Here is a 16,635-nt window from a genome sequence, read left to right as displayed (position 1 = left end):
TGTGGGCAGCGCGCAGACGCGCTGCCGAAATGTGTGGCGGCAGTGGAAGTCTTAGAACTTCTCTTTGCCGGACAGGTAGCGCCATTGACCGACCGGGACCTTGCCGATCGAAACGCCGCCAATGCGGATACGGCGGATGCCGACGACCTTGAGGCCGACCGCTTCGCAGAACTGGGCGATGATTCCCGGCTGCGGATTTTTCATCGCGAAGCGCAGACGGTTTTCGTTCTGCCAACTGGCCTTGACCGGCGGCAGTTCCTTGCCCTTGTGGGTCAGACCGTGCTGCAGGCGGTTGAGGCCGTGGGCAACCATGTCGCCCTCAACTTCAACGATGTATTCCTGCTCGATCTTGGTCGCGTCAGCGGTGAGCTTGCGCAGGATCTTCCAGTCCTGAGTGAACACCAGCAGGCCGCTGGCCTTGGCCTGCAGGTCGGCACTGGCGGTCAGACGCAGGAAGTGTCCGCGCAGCGGGCGTTTGCTGAAACGGTGCTCTTCGCTGAGGGTCTCGGCGCTGAGCGACTGCATGGCGCTTTCAACGTCCATGCCGGTCGGCACGTTGAGCAGGATGGTCACCGGCTCCGGCGCGGTGGCCTTGGCGTCCTTGTCGAGCTCGACTTTCTGGTCGCCGACCTTGAACTGCGGCTCGTCGATGACTTCGCCGTCCACGGTGACCCAGCCGCCCTCGATGAACAGCTCGGCCTCGCGGCGGGAGCAACCCACCAGTTCGATGAGGCGTTTGGAGAGGCGAATCGGGTCAGTCATGACAGGGCCGTAACAAAAAAGGGGTGGGCATTGTACCTGTGTGGCGCCGGTTAAGCCCGGTTCCATTTTGGTGTATGGTTTTTTGTAGGAGTGAGCCTGCTCGCGATTGCTTTCTGACATTCAGCATTGATGTCGGCTGATCTGGCGCTATCGCGAGCAGGCTCACTCCTACATGGATTTTATGGTGTGTCAGCCGTGTTGTGAGCGCTGTTGGTTTTGGCGCAAGCGCATGTGCAGCAGCGGATACGGCTGGCCCATGCCATCGACCTCCGAGCGACCGATCACCTCGAATCCTTGCTTGAAGTAGAAACCCAGCGCTTGCGGGTTTTGTTCGTTGACATCCAGTTCATCGGCGTTAAGGTGCTGCATGGCGTAGTTCAGCAGCATCTTGCCCAAACCCTGGCCACGATGGTCGGGGTCGATGAACAGCATTTCGATCTTGCCCGCCGCGACACCGGCAAACCCGGTGATGCGCTGGTTGGCGTCCTTGGTGCAGATCAGCATCACCGCATCCAGATAGCGGGTCAGCACCAGATTGCGCAGCAGCTCGATATAGCTGTCCGGCAGAAAATCATGGGTCGCGCGAACCGAGGCCTCCCAGACCCGGGTCAGTTCCTGGTAATCGCTGAGTTTCGGCGTGTGGATGACCGAATGGTGACGCATGTGCGTTAGCCTCTTAATCAGGTGTGATGGGAGTCCTTCCCCCCACAAACGATAGCCGTAAAAAAGCCCCGTATCTCGTAAAAAGAGCGGGGCTTTTTGAATTTGTTACGGTGTCCTGCGGGGTGTTTCTGTCGCCTGCGAGAGCTTTCCCCTCACCCCAACCCTCTCCCCCAGAGGGGGCGAGGGGGTAGGGGGCCGATCTTCAGCGCTTTCAAGACCTGAGTTCGACTCGAAATCTCTGGTCGATGTAGCTCGACCAGACAACTCGATCAGTTCCCTCTCCCTTTGGGAGAGGGCTAGGGTGAGGGGCTTTTGATCTTCAGATCAGATCTGCTCTGCCCACAGATCATATTCATCAGCATCAGTCACTTTGCACCAGACTTTATCGCCCGGCTTCAGGTTGCTGCCGTTGTCGATAAACACGTTGCCGTCGATCTCCGGGGCGTCGAAGAAGCAGCGGCCGACCGCGCCTTGCTCGTCGACTTCGTCCACCAGCACTTCGATTTCACGGCCAATGCGCATTTGCAGGCGCGCCGAGCTGATTGCTTGCTGGTGCGCCATAAAGCGATCCCAACGGTCCTGCTTGACGTCGTCCGGCACGACTTCCAGATCCAGGTCATTGGCTGGAGCGCCGTCTACCGGCGAGTACTGGAAGCAGCCGACGCGGTCGAGCTGGGCTTCGGTCAGCCAGTTCAGCAGGTACTGGAAGTCTTCTTCGGTTTCGCCCGGGAAGCCGACGATGAAAGTCGAACGGATGATCAGGTCCGGGCAGATTTCGCGCCAGTTCTTGATACGCGCCAGGGTCTTGTCTTCGAACGCCGGGCGTTTCATCGACTTCAGCACTTTCGGGCTGGCGTGCTGGAACGGGATGTCCAGGTACGGCAGGATCTTGCCGGCGGCCATCAATGGGATCAGCTCGTCAACGTGCGGGTACGGGTAAACGTAGTGCAAGCGGACCCAGACACCGAGGGTGCTCAGTGCTTCACACAGCTCGGTCATGCGGGTTTTCACCGGCGCGCCGTTCCAGAAACCGGTGCGGTATTTCACGTCAACGCCGTAGGCGCTGGTGTCTTGCGAAATCACCAGCAGCTCTTTAACGCCGGATTTGACCAGACGCTGAGCTTCGTCCAGCACGTCGCCAACCGGACGGCTGACCAGTTTTCCGCGCATCGACGGAATGATGCAGAAGGAGCAGCTGTGGTTGCAGCCTTCGGAAATCTTCAGGTAGGCGTAGTGGCGCGGAGTCAGCTTGATGCCTTGCGGCGGCACCAGGTCGATCAGCGGGTTGTGATCCTTACGCGGCGGCACGACTTCGTGCACGGCGTTGACCACTTGCTCGTACTGCTGCGGACCGGTCACGGCCAGCACGCTCGGGTGCACGTCGCGGATGTTGCCTTCTTCCACGCCCATGCAACCGGTGACGATCACCTTGCCGTTTTCCTTGATCGCTTCGCCAATCACTTCCAGCGACTCAGCCTTGGCCGAATCGATGAAACCGCAGGTGTTGACGACTACAACGTCGGCGTCCTGATAGGTGGACACCACGTCATAGCCTTCCATGCGCAGCTGGGTCAGGATGCGCTCGGAGTCGACCAGTGCTTTCGGGCACCCTAGCGATACAAACCCTACACGTGGGTTATTACTCATATACTCACAGCCTGCAGGGCATACCCTGGGTAAATTTCGAGGCGCGCGATTCTATACGTTGATCAAAAAATGCGCAAAAAGATTTGTTGACAATGATTATCATTTTGGGGTTTGGGCATGGAAGATCGTAACTTAAAGCGTCCTATTAGCGACGCGGTGGAGACAGAGAAGTCAGAAGAGGACGAGTTCGTCGAGGTGAAAGATCACGACGAATGGAGGCGCGAGGCTCTGGAAAAAGAACGCGAAAGATTTAAAAAATTTGAACAGCTAAACGAGGAAATTTTTAAATCTCCAGTGCGAAGTTCCTCGGGTTGGGTTGATAGACTAAGACTCGCCTTAACCATGCTCGCTGGAGTTATGATGGGGGCTGCTATGATTATCGCCGCGCTTCCAAGCATAGTAAGATTCTTCGAAGGGAGTGTAATTGTCGCCGCAATGGCTGTCGGCAGTCTTTCACTACTCGCACTTGTATTTCTTTTGGCACTTTTATCTGGTACGCGAAAAGAGAGTTTTGTAGATCTGGACGAAAAAATACTACGTCGTCAGGTTGAAGGGGAAGAGTTGGAAAAAGCTGAGGGTGTGGATATTCTCAGGGCAATATTGAAAAGTAAGAAAGAACCGCCGCGCTATTACAATGCCGTCTCTATAGAAGATGCTGTGTCCCCGAATTCTCTTTCCGAAGTTGACCAGAAACTTTCAAGCCAAAGCCATGAGGTTACTGGCTTTGAGCGACACATGAGTTCGCTGGTCCGTTCGTTGGATCTTCATATCAATCTCGCTGAAAATAAAGCGTCATTGCTTTTGGATAAGGGGACGACGTATCTGTGGCGAGGTATATTTTTTTATATTTGCTCCATAGTGGTTTGGCAAGTTACTACTTCTCTATATGAGGTTGGAAAGTTTGCGGTCTGGGGGATGATCTCCTGCTCCCTGACTTTTTTGGTTGTTGAATTCCTGGCGGCTTGGTTTTTGCGTCAGTACAAAAGTTTTACTGATTCTTCATTTAATCTGGTGCGTGTGAAATCGGTTTTCAATCGATATCTATTGTCTTATTTGGCGATTAAAGAATTTTCTAACTCTGGTGAGCATCTCGTAGATATGAGGGCGCAGATGTTGAAGGTCCTTGAGGAGGATGTGAAGTGGCTTGAGCCCGCTCCCCAGAAATCAGGAGATCTAAACCACATGATCGCTATGTTTGAATCCGTTTCAGGTCTCGTAGAAAAATTAAAAGTTTCTGCAAAAGGTGATAAGCCGGCGGCGTCGACATAATGAATGCGCAACTAGGGAGCCGTAAGGTTTACAGCTATCTTCGATTTTCTGATCCAAAACAAGCGTTGGGTAATAGTGCTGACCGTCAACTTCAATATGCTCAGCGCTGGGCTAAATCAAACGGTTTTGTTTTAGATGAGTCTCTTTCTCTGAGAGACGAAGGCCTTTCCGCATATCACCAGCGCCATGTGAAGCAAGGCGCTCTAGGGGTATTTTTGCGGGCGGTGGAGGACGGTCGTATCCACGATGGCTCTGTTCTAATCGTTGAGGGACTGGATCGTCTCAGTCGAGCTGAACCTATCCAAGCCCAGGCTCAGCTTGCTCAGATTATCAATGCGGGTATCACGGTAGTTACCGCAAGCGACGGCCGCGAGTACAACAGGGCTGGTTTAAAGGCTCAGCCTATGGACCTGGTTTATTCGCTCCTGGTGATGATAAGGGCGCATGAAGAGTCCGACACGAAGAGCAAGCGAGTCAAAGCCGCAATCCGTCGTCAATGTGAAGGTTGGAAATCCGGTTCGTTTCGTGGGGTGATCCGCAACGGTAAAGACCCACAGTGGGTGCGATTGACCAATGAGGGATGGGAGTTGATCCCAGAGCGTGTCGCAGCAGTAAAGCGGGCGCTTGAGCTTTATCGTTTGGGACTAGGTGCCGGCCGTGCTGCAAACATCATGCATGAAGAGGGATTTCAACTGACTGAAGGAGGAATCTCCGGATTACAGATCTACCGGACGATCAAGTTACCTGCGCTGCGGGGTGTCAAACGGTTGAGTCTGGAGGGCGAGGATTACGAGCTGGAGGAGTACTACCCGCGTGTACTGTCCGATGCAGAATGGAATGATCTGCAGCACCTTGCTGGCCAACGGTTGCGTCGTCGAGGAGCGGGGGAGATACCAGGCATCATCACCGGGGTCGGATTGGCCTACTGCGGCTACTGCGGTACAGCGCTAGTTGCGCAAAACATAATGAAGCGTAGGCGTGTGGATGGAAGTATTGCAGACGGCAATCGCAGGTTGCACTGCACTTCTTACAGTAAAAACGGCGGGTGCTCCGCCGGTGGAAGCTGCAGCGTTGTACCAATCGAGCAAGCGTTACTCAAATTCTGCACGGATCAGCTCAACCTCCAGCGACTAATGCAACCAAGCGATGATGGCCAGGCTGTCCATCGTCAGCTTGTGGATGCAAGGGCGGCTGTTGCGAAGATCACAGGTCAGTTAGGCAAGGTAACTGATGCGCTTTTAGCAGACGAGAGTGGCGCCGCCCCTCTGGCGTTTGTCCGTAAGGCAAGGGAGTTGGAATCACAACTTAGAGATGCTGAAAAAAGCGTTTCAACACTGGAGTATGAGGTGAGCTCAATATCCGCAGGGGCTGCTCAACCAGCCCAGGCAGAGCGATGGGCGGCTCTGTCTGCCCAAGTGGAAGCGGGAGATTACGGAGCAAGAGAAAGCGTCAGGCAGTTGGTCATGGACACATTCAGTCGAATTGTCATTTTCATGCGGGGTGTGGACGCAACCGACCGCGAAGGTCAGTTCATTGATGTGCAGCTTTTCTCGCGTACAGGACAGCACCGCCTGCTTCGGATCCATCGGAAAACAGGCGATTGGGTGGCGAGTGAGGACTGGGATTAGGCCAAATATTAGCAAAGCTACATTTCCTATATACTGTCTGGATATACAGTAGTAGCAGGATGCTTTTGTGCTTCAGCAAAACCGCGTTTTCTCAATGCAGCCGTCCACCCCATTCGACCAACTTGCATGCCGTATTTACCGACAGGTCAACAGTGCCTCCGCCCAAGTCCTGCGGCGAACGTTAATACGGCGATTATCCGGCGAGCGCTCCGATGACTGGGATCGACTTCTAGAGCAATTGAATAACGAGGAAAGCGTGCGCTTGAAGCACCTAGGCGACGGCATTGCGCAATTGAGCTGGACAAATCATCACCCCTTCTGATTATCCAGCGGCTAACAAAAAACTAAAAAATATGCCGCAGGTGTTTGACATAAAATTAGCCGGAGGCTAATTTATCTCCATCAGTTCAGGGTATTGCGCTGCGATGCCCTGATCGCTTTGGAGGTTTACACGATGTACGCCCTTTGCCTTTCGCCGGATGCGCGCTCTCAGTTATCAGACCAGGTCACTCAGAATGGCACCTTTTCGCACCATTTTTTTGCAGAAGACGGACGCTGCTGCGCGACGGCCATTGTTGCCATTGAGCAGGGCTTAGAAGATGTATCTGTTCAGGTCAGACTGGGTAGCACTGTAAACAGTTTGACCATCCCAAAAACTGCTCACGTTGCCGAACGAATTGCGCGCCTTCTTGAGGAGCTTGCTCTTTGCAACGATCCGAGAATCATGCCAGACGCCGATGGGCAGTTGACCATTTCCATCCTGGAGCCAAATGCGAAACGACTGTTCAGTCAAAGTATTGAGGGGTATCGGAGTGCAAACGCGGAACTCGATGCCGCCATTGCAAAAGAAAACTGGGGCGCGATACACACAGCCCAAAGTCGCCGTGATCTCCACGCCAGTACGATCGCTTTGATCGTGAACAAGTGCTCTGTAGGTATTGAAGTAGGGGTAAGACCATGATCGGGATTCCCAAGACAGGCACGCTGGAGCTTGGCCGTATCTGTGCCAATGTGAGCAGCGGTTACCAATTCAGCACAGCCGACGGGCGTCCCGCACGTTTAGCGATTATCGATGACCAGGGCAATGTGGTCGAAGCCGGCGATGCTGTTGCACGCGAGGCGTGGAACGTGTGCATCGCTGTAATGAAGAACTTCAAAATTGGCCAAGGTCATATCGTGGTGCACAGTGCCCCGCCTGGATCAGCTCAAGGCAATGCAGGCAAGTTATGCCCACGTAAGGCTAGAGGATGAGCTGCGAAGCTGATCGGAATGCTTTAAGGCACGCCGGTGGGTTATCAACGACGTTACATACCGGTGATTTTCGCATCGATCGCACGGCCAATAATTTCCCAAGTACCGTCCAGAGCTACCGCCTTGTACTCTGGATTGAGTGGCACCAAGTAGCCTACCCCAGCATCTAGATTGTATTGCTTGAAGGTGGTTTCGCCGCTCACGGTGTGGCGGGCGATGTAGAACTTGCCGCTGATGAGGTCAAAGCCTTCAGGGCGAATCAATATCGGAGTGCCTTCCGGGAAGCTAGGCGGTGTGTCCGATGTCATCGACTTTCCCTTCACCTTGAGCCAATAACCACGTGGCCCTGCATTTTCCGTAGACGACAGCCAGTCGTCTGCAATTCCGGTCGGATAGCAGACGGAAGATTCGATCTGCTCGCCGGCGGCAACCCATGAGATCAATGGATATTCCCGGGCTTCTCGGTGAGGTTGCAGCATTGGGGAAATGTTGGAATGACCACTTGTAGCCGCCATGCCCTCAATTTCGGCAGCAAGGCGTGGACTGAAGCTCTCGACCGGCTCATTTAGCAGCTTCGCCAGTACCGAAGCAAAGCGGGCATTGAGCGCATTTATACCCTTCAAATAATGGTTCACCGAAACCGGTGTTATGCCTGCGGCATCGGCAATCTTCCGTTGATTCAGCTTGAGAGCGTTCTTCTTAGAAAGATAGAGCTCGTGGGCTGCTTGGCATTCCGCGAATAGGGCAGGGGCGATGGGCTTTTTCTTAGTCATTGTCGAAGTATAAGCCGCTGGCTAACTCAAAAGATTAGCCGTAGGCATTGATTATAAATATGTTAGCGGTTAATCTTTCGGTCATTCATCAGTCTTAGGTGTATGACATGGAAGAGATGTCCCTTAGTGATTTAGTGCAACGGATGGGTCAGGCGCCTGTAGCGCGTGCGCTCGGTGTGAAACCGGCGTCGATCGCGAAAGCACTAAGAACTCATCGAAACATCACCGTAACGATCAGTGACGATGGTGCCTGTGCAGCCCAAGAGACCCGCCCGTTTCCTTGCCAGGAATACTCGGCGTCACCCGATGGCTCTAAGTCCAGCCACGAGAAAACGTTGGGGCAGCCTAAATTCGGTGAACAGCCTTGACCACGTCCACACACGGACAGCTGTCCATTTCCCGTGATCAAGTCCTTGTTGCTCATGCCGCTGAGATGATTGCCCGCACCGGTTTGAGCCAGGACGACTTCGCCCAGGCGCTGAGCAGCAACCTTCATCGCCAGATCCCCGCCAAGGCGGTCAGTAAAGACGTGCCCGACTTTGAAATCCTTGCCCAGAGCAACGACAGCGCGTCCTTCCTGAGAGCATCAGGCGCCTGGCTGCGCCGTGTAGGCCGCTGGCTCAGTGGTGAGGTTGACCTGCCGAGCTGGATCGAGGAGTCATGGGTAGGCGCTTTGGAGGGCGACTTCAAAGACTGCTGCATTAATGAGCTTGCCCATCGTCATGGGCTGACTGGGGCACGCGAGCTGGACGGCGACGGCAACCCGGTGGGGGCGTTCGGCCAGCTAGTGGCTCGACTTGGTAATACGGTTGCTCTGGGTAGCGAGATCCTGGCTGACGGTCGCATCGATATTGACGACCTGGAAAAGCTGCCTGAATTTGTCGATCGACTTCGTTCGGTAGAGGCACGTTGCAGCGAGCTGCGCTCTCGTGCCGAGATTGTTCTGCTCGAGCAACCTCAAAAGCCCCACCTGTCCCAGGTGAACTAGCCTCTGTGACTTCCCGGGACATGGACATCCGCACGCGATCGGCAAGCAGCCGCAAGGGCAGCCCCAACAAGGGCCGACCTGCTGTCGTCCATCGCGACAAGAAAGATCCCCACGCAGCCCTCCGCGCACCAATTCGAGCACCTCGCTACACAGCTCCGCGTCGTCTGACTACCCAACAACTCAAAAACCCGTTGCTGCGGATGGCGTTTTCTCGACTGAGCCAGATTGGTGAACTACGTGGACAGTACCTGCGCGACCTGGACACCATCCATGGAGGGCGCCGCACCCGTTCCGAGAAATTCGACGCGTTAGCTAAAGCATCTGAGCAGATGCTGCTGCGCTTAGATTTGGCCACTGGCGTACTGGGCTGGCTTGATATTGAGCGGGGGCAGTTCTTTCTCAACACCCAGTGCGGTGTCGCTGAAGATAGTGGCATGTCTGCTGCGTCTCTCAATCGCCTCATGCACAGTTTGGAGCTGGCCGGGTATGTTTACCGGCGCATTGAAAAAGTGCAGTTGGAGGAGAAAGACGAGGCAGGACTTAATCTCGTGCGGACACGCGTCCTGGTGCGCTTCACAGAGAAGTTCTTTGCAGACCTAGGGGTGCGTTATCTTTGGTACCGAGCTAAGAAAGCTGCTATCAAACGTCGTGAGAGAGACCTTCGCGAGGTCAGCGGTCTTCGTGCTGCGCGCCAAGAGAAGGCTTCCTTAGAGGCGTTCCGCAGGCAGCAGTCGCGTAGCAACTGGGAAAAGAGTGAAGCGCGTAAGGCTGCTCAGCTTAATAGGCAGGCAGAAATACTGATCCCAGCTCGCGGATCACCCAACGGTGCAACACCATCCCTGGAGCTCGACAGGAGCTCAGGCGGACTGGACGAATCCATGGCGCGTCTACTGCGCAACGTCCAAATCAAGAAAGACTCCCCCTCGAAGTAATCGCATCCCCTGCGAGGCCAGGCTACGCCTGGCGGTCGAAAAAACTCCCAACGTTCCCGCTAACACTGCCGCCATGCATCGTCATGTTGGCTTGTGGGTGCCTGCGCCCCCATTTTTTACCGACGTTTCGTGCGCTCGGCCGGGCGCAGCACGCGCATCCAAGATGCCTTTGAATTAAATGGAATTTTAAACCCCACTCAGCAACCCCAAAGGGTATAAAAAAGAGACTTTCGAGGTGTCCACAGGTTCGGTGTGTTGAGTACAAGATGATGCCTTCGCCCAAGGGCTCAGTTCGCTTCGCTCAGCTTTTTATGAGGGTCGCGGGCTACGCGCCCGCCGAGCGGCAGGGCAGTGCCCTGCACCCAAGCCAATAGCCTGCGCTCCGTGCTGGAGAACCAGGGAACACAAAGCGGTAATTGAGCGCGCCGAGGGGAGTTGGAGTTTCGCTGATAGCGCTCGCGGGCAAAGGACGGCAGTGCGGCTGAAATTTTTGGGTGCGAATTTGCCGAGTGACCGGCCGCTTCGCGGGTTCCGCCGCTCTAAGATTGTGAATATCAGCGGAGATCGCGTTGGCGGCTTATATGCCTGCGGGGCAGGCATCTCGAAGCAAGATTCGAGATCGACGTGCAGACTCACACAAGGTGAGCTTGGGAAAGGAAGGGCTTCAGTGAATTGGGGAGGTTGCGACCTTGGTTGTAAAGTTAGCGAGGTTGCGAAGCGCTGACCTGCAGCAATAGCTCTTGCTGCTGCTCCGCCGGCAAACTTCTGATTCTCTCCAGAAGGAGAGTGTCGACGTGTTGTGCTGGCGGCCTCAGGGAATGCTTGAACGTAAGTTCGGACACCCAAGTGTGCCCGCACTTTGCATCCAGGCACTGGCAGTAGAGCTTCACATAGCCCCGGGTAATTTCCTCCCGTGAGCCGATGCGCCCTTTGTGGTCGCAAGCTGTGCAGTAAATTCGCATGGTTCCCTCCCCAGGGTTTCGAAGCCATTATTATGCCGTCACCTTTAGTGATAATCACCAAATACTGTCTATTTATTCAGTGGTTTTATCGTCTTCTGCCGGGGTTCTCCAGCTAATTCGCCTGTCCGGCAGTAGCGTGTCATTCACCTGGTCGAATAGCTGGCAGATCGGCCGGATCTCATTGTTGGTGTAAACCCGATCAATCTTTTCGATGTCGCCAAATCCCCCACTGTTTTCCGGAATGATGCCGGCCAGTGCCGGGTTCATTCGCCAGGCGGCGATCACGTCGTTGCGGGTGATGTTCTTCACCTTCTCAAGCTCGTCTTTGGCCTGGAAATCCCCCACGGGAATGATCTGGATCGCGTTTTCTTTGCCGTTGGGAATGTTGACGAACATCGAGCGGAAGTTGCCCACGCCCTTGCTGGAACTGATCTGTGCGCGCAAGTTCTCCTCGTCTTCTTCGGTCAGGTCCGGATCGTTGGTGTAGAAGATGTAACCAGCGTGGGCGCCGTTGCTGTAGTAGCGTCGGCGGAACAGGGTAGCGGCTTCGTTGAGCAGCAGCGCCTGCAGCCCGCCCAAGTAATCCGGAATACCGTAAATGGTCTGTTCAACGTCGTAGTCCATGACGTGTTCGATCTCGTCCTGGTCGAAGTCCATAAACTTGTTGTCCGGCAGCAGCATCCGGAACCCACCGTCCACCTTCACTCGCATATTTATCGCCGGTAGATGCTGCAGTTCCAGCACCTGACCGAAGACGTTGATGTCGCGATAAAAAAACGCATCGCCGAATACCATGTAGTCCAGACCCGCGCAGCCCATTGTCCGGGCACTGCAGCCCGCCGAAGGAATGAACTCACGCAGCAACAGGTTGCGTTTGAACTTCGGAATGGCGCCGTGGTGTGCATTGGCGCGTAACAGTTTGGCCAGACCGGTGCGCGACACCGGTGGCTTGTAAATTTCGCCGTCGTCGCTGGGAAACACCCCCACGTACTCGCCGATGTTGCCCGATAGCACCTGTTCGGGTTCGCCGAACGTAAACGCCCGCATGGGCTGTTGCTGTTGCTGTTGCACCTGATGATTGACCAGGCGTTTTTTGCGTCGAAGCTTGGGCATCGTTTCCACTCGTGACGTAGCGGCTACGACGCCGCTTGTTGGTGTTCAAAGGTTCGTTGGCCAGGGCATGCATGACCGCCCACGCGATATCGGCGTGGCCGGTCGCGTCGGTGCGCGAAGCGCTGTAGGTGACCTGCCCGCTGTTGGTGGTGCCGCGCTTGATAGTCAGGAACGCCTGGGCGATGTCGGTCCATCCGGCATCCCACTCGATGCGGCTGCCTTGGATCGTGTCCTGGGCTTTGAGCACCAGTGCGTTCTTCGCCTCAAGGCTGTAATGAATCGGCGTCGCTTTTGCGTAGAAGTCGCGCACCAGATCGAACACGCCGTAACCCACGCCGGTGACATCGATGCCGATGTGCTGGACGTTGAAACGCTCGGTCAGCTTTTTGACCTGAGCAGCCTGGTAGGTGAACGAATGACCACGCCAGCTGTGCTTCTCCAAGATCCGGAACTTCGCGCCCGGCTCGAGCGGCGGGGCGATGACCACGCACGTCGCGTCGTCGCGAGTCCGGCTCGGGTCGTACCCCAGCCAGACCGGACTGTTGCCGAATGGTCGTTCCTCGTCGGGCTTGTAGTCCTCCCACAACGAAAGATCGGAATAGCAGCGCTCCAGATCCTTGAGGCCGAACGCGCTCTGTGTGCTGTCGATGAACTTGCAGTAGAAGAGCTGCTGAAACTTGTCCTCGTCGTACTCCAGCTGCAGCTGCTCGAGGTCGAACAGATCGCAGCCGCCGTCGATCGCATCCTGAATGGTGATCGTCTTGCGCCATTGGCCGTCCGGACACAGAGCACCTTGGGTATAGGACGCCTCGATCGGCCAAGTGCCGCCGGCTTTTTTCCCGCGTTTGCTGTTGCGAAACTCTTCACCAGTCCAGAACGGGTAGGCCTGGTGCGACACCGCGCTGGGCGTCGAGAAATAGGTCTTGCGCCACTTCTTGTGGGTGCCCATGGCGCTGGCCACGGTGCTCAGTTTTTCAAAGTCACGGATCCAGAAGTATTCATCGACGTAGACGTGCCCGTGGTAGCCCTGGGCCGTGCTGCTGTTTGTCGATAGGAAACGCAGTTCGGCGCCGTTGCTGAGCACGATCGGGTTACCGGTCAGCTCGATGTCGAACCACTGCTTGGCGAACTGGATGATGTAGCTGCGGAAGATCTCGGACTGCGATCGGCTGGCCGACAAAAAGACCTGGTTGTCGCCACTCAAAACCGCATCCATGAACGCTTCGCCGGCGAAGTAGTAGGTCAAGCCGACCTGACGACTTTTAAGGATGTTGCGGATCCGGCAAGTCAGCGGGTTCTGCTTGGCCGCGAACAGCTCCTGCTGGTAGCGGTACATTTTGCTGATGAACTTATCCAAGAAGTCGACTTCGGTGAGACCGCTGATGTCGTTCTTGGCCTTCTTCTCTTTCTTCTTGCCGCCGCCTTCGCCACGGCCCGAACGTTCGCCACGCGGTCGCTGACGAGATTCCGAGGAATCGCCCGGATCGTCTCCGATCGATGCCGCCGCCGGCGCCGGTTTGGCCGCTTGCTTTAGCAGTCGTTCGCGCACGGCGGTCAGCCGGTCGAGTTCGTTTAGATCGTCCTTGGAAAGGCTGCCGACCTTGTCCAGAAGCAAGGTGATACGCCGGCCAACAGCGGTCAGCGGTTCCTCGTCCGACAGCATGTCCTCCCAACCACCCTGGCGGATCCAGTAGTAGACGATCCGGATGTTGGGCAGGTTGAGTTGCGCCTGAATTTCCTTGGCCTTACAGCGGCGCAGAAACAGTCGTTTGGCGGCTTCTTTAACTTCGGTCGAGTAGTACATGGGCCGCAGTCTATGCGGCGAAAACGGCGAAAACGCGGGGTTAAATTCTGCAATCAACCTAGATCGTGGATATAGGAGGAATGCGTAATTGAACCGTTTGTTAGGGGGCGTTTTGCTCCATATCTTGGCGGCTCAAACCACCGATTGAGCGCAGTTATCGCCCATGCCCCGTTCCCTTGTTTCGTTCTGGAAACGTGTCGCCACCAGCGGCACCACCGCCGATGGTCGCGAGATCCTTCCCCAGGAACTGCGCGATATCGCCGAGACCTACAAGCCGTCCAAATATACGGCTGTGATCTGGTGTGAACACGAACGCTGGAGTGGTTCCCACGGCACCGTTTATGCGGTCCGCCTGGTGGAAGAGGGCGACGATCTGGAGCCGGGGCAAATCGCCCTCGAAGCTCAGCTCAAACCCAACGATCGACTGCTGTACCTGAATGATCAGGGCCAGAAGCTGTTCACCAGCATTGAAATTACCCCGAATTTTGCCGGCACCGGCAAGGCCTATTTGACCGGCTTGGCCGTAACCGACGAGCCGGCCAGCCTGGGCACTCAGGAACTCTACTTTTCCAACCGAACCAGCCGGGCCGCTTACTACGCCGCGTCGCTGGAACTCGGCTCGCTGGCCGTGACCAAGACCACGACTGAGACTGAGCCGCAGGGCGAGATCGGACGTCTCGCGGCGATGTTCACCCGCTTGTTCAAGTGTTTCGGCATTGAAGACACGCCAACCGAAACCACTCCGCTAACCCCAACCGAGAGCAACCCCCCAATGGATGAAGCTACAGCCAAGGCTATTCAGGCCCTGATCGAGCAGCAGTTGATCGTGACTGCTGGTCTGCAGGCCCTGGTCGACGGTTTCGCTGAAGTAGCGCCCGAGATCGACGAAGCGCCTGTCGACGACGTACAAAGCGCGGTCGACGTGATCATTGCCACCGCTGAGGAAGAAAAGAACCTCAGCCGTAATTCCGGTAACAAGGCCATTCTGGCCGGTTTGGCGAAGTTGCAAAAACAGTTCTCCACGCTGCAGAACACCTCGAACGGTCGCCAGTTGCCACGTAACGCTGGCCCGGTGACTCCTGCCAAAAAGCGGGTGCTCTGATATGGCCCAGCCACTGAGCGCCAAGGGCGCCAAGCAGTACGCCGCGCTGCAGGAAGCGATCGCCGAAACCTACGGGATTGAGCGCGCCAGTAAGACTTTCAGCGTTGAACCTTCGATCGCTCAAGAGCTGAACGACTCGATCACCGCCAAGGCTGACTTCCTGGAGCGCATCAACGTCGTTCCAGTCAGCGAGATCAAGGGTGAAAAGGTGTTCATCGGTGTAAACGGCCCGGTTACCGGCCGCACCAACACCAAAACCACCGATCGTGAAGCAAAGGATGCTTCGGCGCTGGAAAATACCACCTACGAACTGAGCGACACGCAGTCCGACGTGGGCCTGCCATACGCGAAGATCGACGCCTGGGCGAAGTTTCCGGACTTCCAGGATCGCTACTCTGCAGCTGTGCAGAAGCGCATTGCACAAGACCGTATCGTGATCGGCTTTCACGGCACTCACGCTGCACCGCAAACCGATCTTGCCGCCAATCCAAAGCTGCAGGACGTGAACAAAGGCTGGCTGCAGCAACTGCGTGAACAGGCCCCACAGCAAGTCCTTAAAGAGGGCGCCTCTGCGGGCAAGGTCAAACTCGGCGCCGGCGGCGACTACGCCAACCTCGATGCCCTGGTGCACGACACCAAACAGATGGTCGACGAGATCCTGCGCGAAGACGGCGACCTGGTGGCGATCATTGGTTCCGACCTGTTGGCAGCTGACAAGGCCAAGCTCTACACCAAGCAGGGCGACACCCCGACGGAAAAAGAGCGCATCGAAAACCTGCAGGTCATCGCGACCTACGGCGGCTTGCCTTCGTTCAGCGTGCCTAACTTCCCGGTTAACGCCGTGTTGGTCACCAGTTGGGACAATCTGTCGATCTACTTCCAGGACTCCAGCTGGCGCAAGCAGGCGGTCGACAACCCGAAACGTTCCCGTGTCGAGGACTACAACAGCCGCAACGAAGGTTACGTGATCGAGCAACTGGAAAAGATCGCGCTGACCGAAAACGTGGAGCTGATTGCGTGAGCCTGGCCCTGGCGCACAAGCGCCGCATCCTGGCCATGGGTGTAACCGCAGCTGCCGCGGCTCTCTCGGGTGCGGCCATGGCGTACACCCCGGCCGACGCGCTGAGCAGCCCCGCCAATGCGCGCAAGCATTTGATGCTGCAGGAAGCGGCATTGGACCAGGATCTGGAGCGCATCAGCGCAATCAACGGCCTGGCCGGACGCCAGGCGCTGAAACGTGACGAGCTGCTGCCCAAGTACCAGGAGTACGTCCAGCGCTACTGCGAGTCAGGGCTGAACTTCCCGAATCGCGTCGCGGTGCAGGTGATGGTCTGGCTGTTCGACACAGTCCAGTTCGATGACGCACTGGAATTGGCGGACTTCCTGATCGAGCAAGGCCAGGAAATGCCCGAACGCTTTAAGCGCCGGGATATCCAGACCTTTGTCGCTGACGCCGTGTGTGAATGGGCCTATGCCGAATACAAAGCAAATCGCAGTCCCGAGCCTTACCTGTCCGACCTGCTGCCGCTGGTCGATGGTGAATGGAACCTGACGGAGCAGATCCCGAGCAAATACCACAAGTTGATCGGTATGCGCGCCATCGAGGCCGGGAATCTGGAAGTCGCGCTCAAGCACCTTGAGCGTTCGACGGAACTGTACGCCCAGGCAGGGAATGACACGCGAATCGAAAAGGTCCGCAAGGCATTGGCAAAACAAGCGGCCTCGACCCCGGCCACCTAAT

General features: G+C 56.2%; 17 protein-coding genes. 10 read left to right on the top strand and 7 right to left on the bottom strand.

The window, feature by feature from the left end; translation table 11 throughout:
• Positions 1-51: 51 nt before the first annotated feature.
• The 3 genes from JFT86_RS00195 to rimO form a co-directional block, all read right to left on the bottom strand.
• Positions 52-762, bottom strand: a complete 711-nt coding sequence (locus JFT86_RS00195; protein ID WP_201234965.1) for an rRNA pseudouridine synthase — start codon at positions 760-762, stop codon at positions 52-54.
• Between the two features lie 189 nt (positions 763-951).
• Positions 952-1,425, bottom strand: a complete 474-nt coding sequence (locus JFT86_RS00190) for a GNAT family N-acetyltransferase (protein WP_201234964.1) — start codon at positions 1,423-1,425, stop codon at positions 952-954.
• A gap of 324 nt (positions 1,426-1,749) precedes the next feature.
• A complete protein-coding gene (rimO, locus tag JFT86_RS00185; RefSeq protein WP_201234963.1) occupies positions 1,750-3,072 on the bottom strand; it encodes a 30S ribosomal protein S12 methylthiotransferase RimO in 1,323 nt (440 codons plus the stop codon).
• Positions 3,073-3,189: 117 nt separating this feature from the next.
• Here rimO and JFT86_RS00180 point away from each other — a divergent pair, with 117 nt between their 5' ends.
• The 4 genes from JFT86_RS00180 to JFT86_RS00160 all read left to right on the top strand — a co-directional run bounded on the left by JFT86_RS00180 (position 3,190) and on the right by JFT86_RS00160 (position 7,220).
• Entirely contained in the window at positions 3,190-4,341 is a 1,152-nt protein-coding gene (locus JFT86_RS00180) for a hypothetical protein (protein WP_201234301.1), read from the top strand.
• Positions 4,341-5,969: a recombinase family protein gene (locus JFT86_RS00175; RefSeq protein WP_201234302.1), complete on the top strand. Its 1,629-nt coding sequence runs from the start codon at positions 4,341-4,343 to the stop codon at positions 5,967-5,969. The genes JFT86_RS00180 and JFT86_RS00175 overlap by 1 nt, the downstream gene beginning before the upstream one ends.
• A 454-nt stretch (positions 5,970-6,423) precedes the next feature.
• Positions 6,424-6,930 carry a hypothetical protein gene (locus JFT86_RS29160; protein ID WP_242489365.1) on the top strand — a complete coding sequence of 169 codons (507 nt, stop codon included), beginning with the start codon at positions 6,424-6,426 and terminating at the stop codon, positions 6,928-6,930.
• Positions 6,927-7,220: a hypothetical protein gene (locus JFT86_RS00160; protein WP_201234304.1), complete on the top strand. Its 294-nt coding sequence runs from the start codon at positions 6,927-6,929 to the stop codon at positions 7,218-7,220. The genes JFT86_RS29160 and JFT86_RS00160 overlap by 4 nt, the downstream gene beginning before the upstream one ends.
• Positions 7,221-7,273: 53 nt before the next feature.
• Here JFT86_RS00160 and JFT86_RS00155 read toward each other — a convergent pair whose 3' ends face one another.
• Positions 7,274-7,993 (bottom strand): S24 family peptidase, encoded by a 720-nt coding sequence (locus tag JFT86_RS00155; protein ID WP_134101691.1) that lies wholly within the window; start codon positions 7,991-7,993, stop codon positions 7,274-7,276.
• Between the two features lie 107 nt (positions 7,994-8,100).
• Here JFT86_RS00155 and JFT86_RS00150 point away from each other — a divergent pair, with 107 nt between their 5' ends.
• Genes JFT86_RS00150 through JFT86_RS00140 form a run of 3 tightly spaced genes read left to right on the top strand, consistent with a single transcriptional unit; the run spans position 8,101 to position 9,913 of the window.
• A complete protein-coding gene (locus JFT86_RS00150) occupies positions 8,101-8,361 on the top strand; it encodes a Cro/CI family transcriptional regulator (protein ID WP_201234305.1) in 261 nt (86 codons plus the stop codon).
• Complete coding sequence (locus JFT86_RS00145; protein WP_201234306.1) at positions 8,358-8,981, top strand: hypothetical protein; 624 nt, start codon at positions 8,358-8,360, stop codon at positions 8,979-8,981. Before JFT86_RS00150 ends, JFT86_RS00145 begins: the two co-directional genes overlap by 4 nt.
• A 20-nt stretch (positions 8,982-9,001) precedes the next feature.
• Positions 9,002-9,913, top strand: a complete 912-nt coding sequence (locus JFT86_RS00140) for a hypothetical protein (protein WP_242489366.1) — start codon at positions 9,002-9,004, stop codon at positions 9,911-9,913.
• 701 nt (positions 9,914-10,614) lie between these two features.
• On the opposite strand, the gene JFT86_RS00135 is transcribed toward JFT86_RS00140, so the two are convergent.
• The 3 genes from JFT86_RS00135 to JFT86_RS00125 all read right to left on the bottom strand — a co-directional run bounded on the left by JFT86_RS00135 (position 10,615) and on the right by JFT86_RS00125 (position 13,792).
• A complete protein-coding gene (locus JFT86_RS00135) occupies positions 10,615-10,875 on the bottom strand; it encodes an ogr/Delta-like zinc finger family protein (protein ID WP_201234307.1) in 261 nt (86 codons plus the stop codon).
• 72 nt (positions 10,876-10,947) lie between these two features.
• Positions 10,948-11,817, bottom strand: a complete 870-nt coding sequence (locus tag JFT86_RS00130; RefSeq protein WP_201234962.1) for a phage portal protein — start codon at positions 11,815-11,817, stop codon at positions 10,948-10,950.
• Positions 11,729-13,792 carry a terminase family protein gene (locus JFT86_RS00125; protein ID WP_201234961.1) on the bottom strand — a complete coding sequence of 688 codons (2,064 nt, stop codon included), beginning with the start codon at positions 13,790-13,792 and terminating at the stop codon, positions 11,729-11,731. The genes JFT86_RS00130 and JFT86_RS00125 overlap by 89 nt, the downstream gene beginning before the upstream one ends.
• Before the next feature lie 163 nt (positions 13,793-13,955).
• Between JFT86_RS00125 and JFT86_RS00120 the strand changes: the two genes are divergently transcribed.
• From JFT86_RS00120 to gpM, 3 genes are read left to right on the top strand one after another with little or no spacing between them, the layout of a single operon-like run.
• The gene (locus JFT86_RS00120; protein ID WP_201234960.1) at positions 13,956-14,894 is read left to right on the top strand and encodes a GPO family capsid scaffolding protein; all 939 of its coding nucleotides are present in this window, start codon (positions 13,956-13,958) and stop codon (positions 14,892-14,894) included.
• Between the two features lies 1 nt (position 14,895).
• The gene (locus tag JFT86_RS00115; protein ID WP_201234959.1) at positions 14,896-15,915 is read left to right on the top strand and encodes a phage major capsid protein, P2 family; all 1,020 of its coding nucleotides are present in this window, start codon (positions 14,896-14,898) and stop codon (positions 15,913-15,915) included.
• Complete coding sequence (gene gpM, locus JFT86_RS00110; RefSeq protein ID WP_201234958.1) at positions 15,912-16,634, top strand: phage terminase small subunit; 723 nt, start codon at positions 15,912-15,914, stop codon at positions 16,632-16,634. The genes JFT86_RS00115 and gpM overlap by 4 nt, the downstream gene beginning before the upstream one ends.
• The last annotated feature ends 1 nt before the right edge of the window (position 16,635 follow it).

Source organism: Pseudomonas sp. TH06, from assembly GCF_016651305.1.
Taxonomy (GTDB): Bacteria; Pseudomonadota; Gammaproteobacteria; order Pseudomonadales; family Pseudomonadaceae; genus Aquipseudomonas.
Note: the sequence above shows the minus strand (reverse complement) of the source record. Positions and strands in the feature narration are given on the sequence as shown.

Bases quoted from the DNA above. Each gene is read 5' to 3' on its own strand.
- JFT86_RS00120 (WP_201234960.1), top strand. From the start codon at position 13,956: ATGCCCCGTTCCCTTGTTTCGTTCTGGAAACGTGTCGCCACCAGCGGC.
- JFT86_RS00125 (WP_201234961.1), bottom strand. From the start codon at position 13,792: ATGTACTACTCGACCGAAGTTAAAGAAGCCGCCAAACGACTGTTTCTG.
- JFT86_RS00190 (WP_201234964.1), bottom strand. From the start codon at position 1,425: ATGCGTCACCATTCGGTCATCCACACGCCGAAACTCAGCGATTACCAG.
- JFT86_RS00160 (WP_201234304.1), top strand. From the start codon at position 6,927: ATGATCGGGATTCCCAAGACAGGCACGCTGGAGCTTGGCCGTATCTGT.
- JFT86_RS00195 (WP_201234965.1), bottom strand. From the start codon at position 762: ATGACTGACCCGATTCGCCTCTCCAAACGCCTCATCGAACTGGTGGGT.
- JFT86_RS29160 (WP_242489365.1), top strand. From the start codon at position 6,424: ATGTACGCCCTTTGCCTTTCGCCGGATGCGCGCTCTCAGTTATCAGAC.
- JFT86_RS00135 (WP_201234307.1), bottom strand. From the start codon at position 10,875: ATGCGAATTTACTGCACAGCTTGCGACCACAAAGGGCGCATCGGCTCA.
- rimO (WP_201234963.1), bottom strand. From the start codon at position 3,072: ATGAGTAATAACCCACGTGTAGGGTTTGTATCGCTAGGGTGCCCGAAA.
- JFT86_RS00175 (WP_201234302.1), top strand. From the start codon at position 4,341: ATGAATGCGCAACTAGGGAGCCGTAAGGTTTACAGCTATCTTCGATTT.
- JFT86_RS00180 (WP_201234301.1), top strand. From the start codon at position 3,190: ATGGAAGATCGTAACTTAAAGCGTCCTATTAGCGACGCGGTGGAGACA.
- JFT86_RS00140 (WP_242489366.1), top strand. From the start codon at position 9,002: ATGGACATCCGCACGCGATCGGCAAGCAGCCGCAAGGGCAGCCCCAAC.
- JFT86_RS00115 (WP_201234959.1), top strand. From the start codon at position 14,896: ATGGCCCAGCCACTGAGCGCCAAGGGCGCCAAGCAGTACGCCGCGCTG.
- JFT86_RS00155 (WP_134101691.1), bottom strand. From the start codon at position 7,993: ATGACTAAGAAAAAGCCCATCGCCCCTGCCCTATTCGCGGAATGCCAA.
- JFT86_RS00150 (WP_201234305.1), top strand. From the start codon at position 8,101: ATGGAAGAGATGTCCCTTAGTGATTTAGTGCAACGGATGGGTCAGGCG.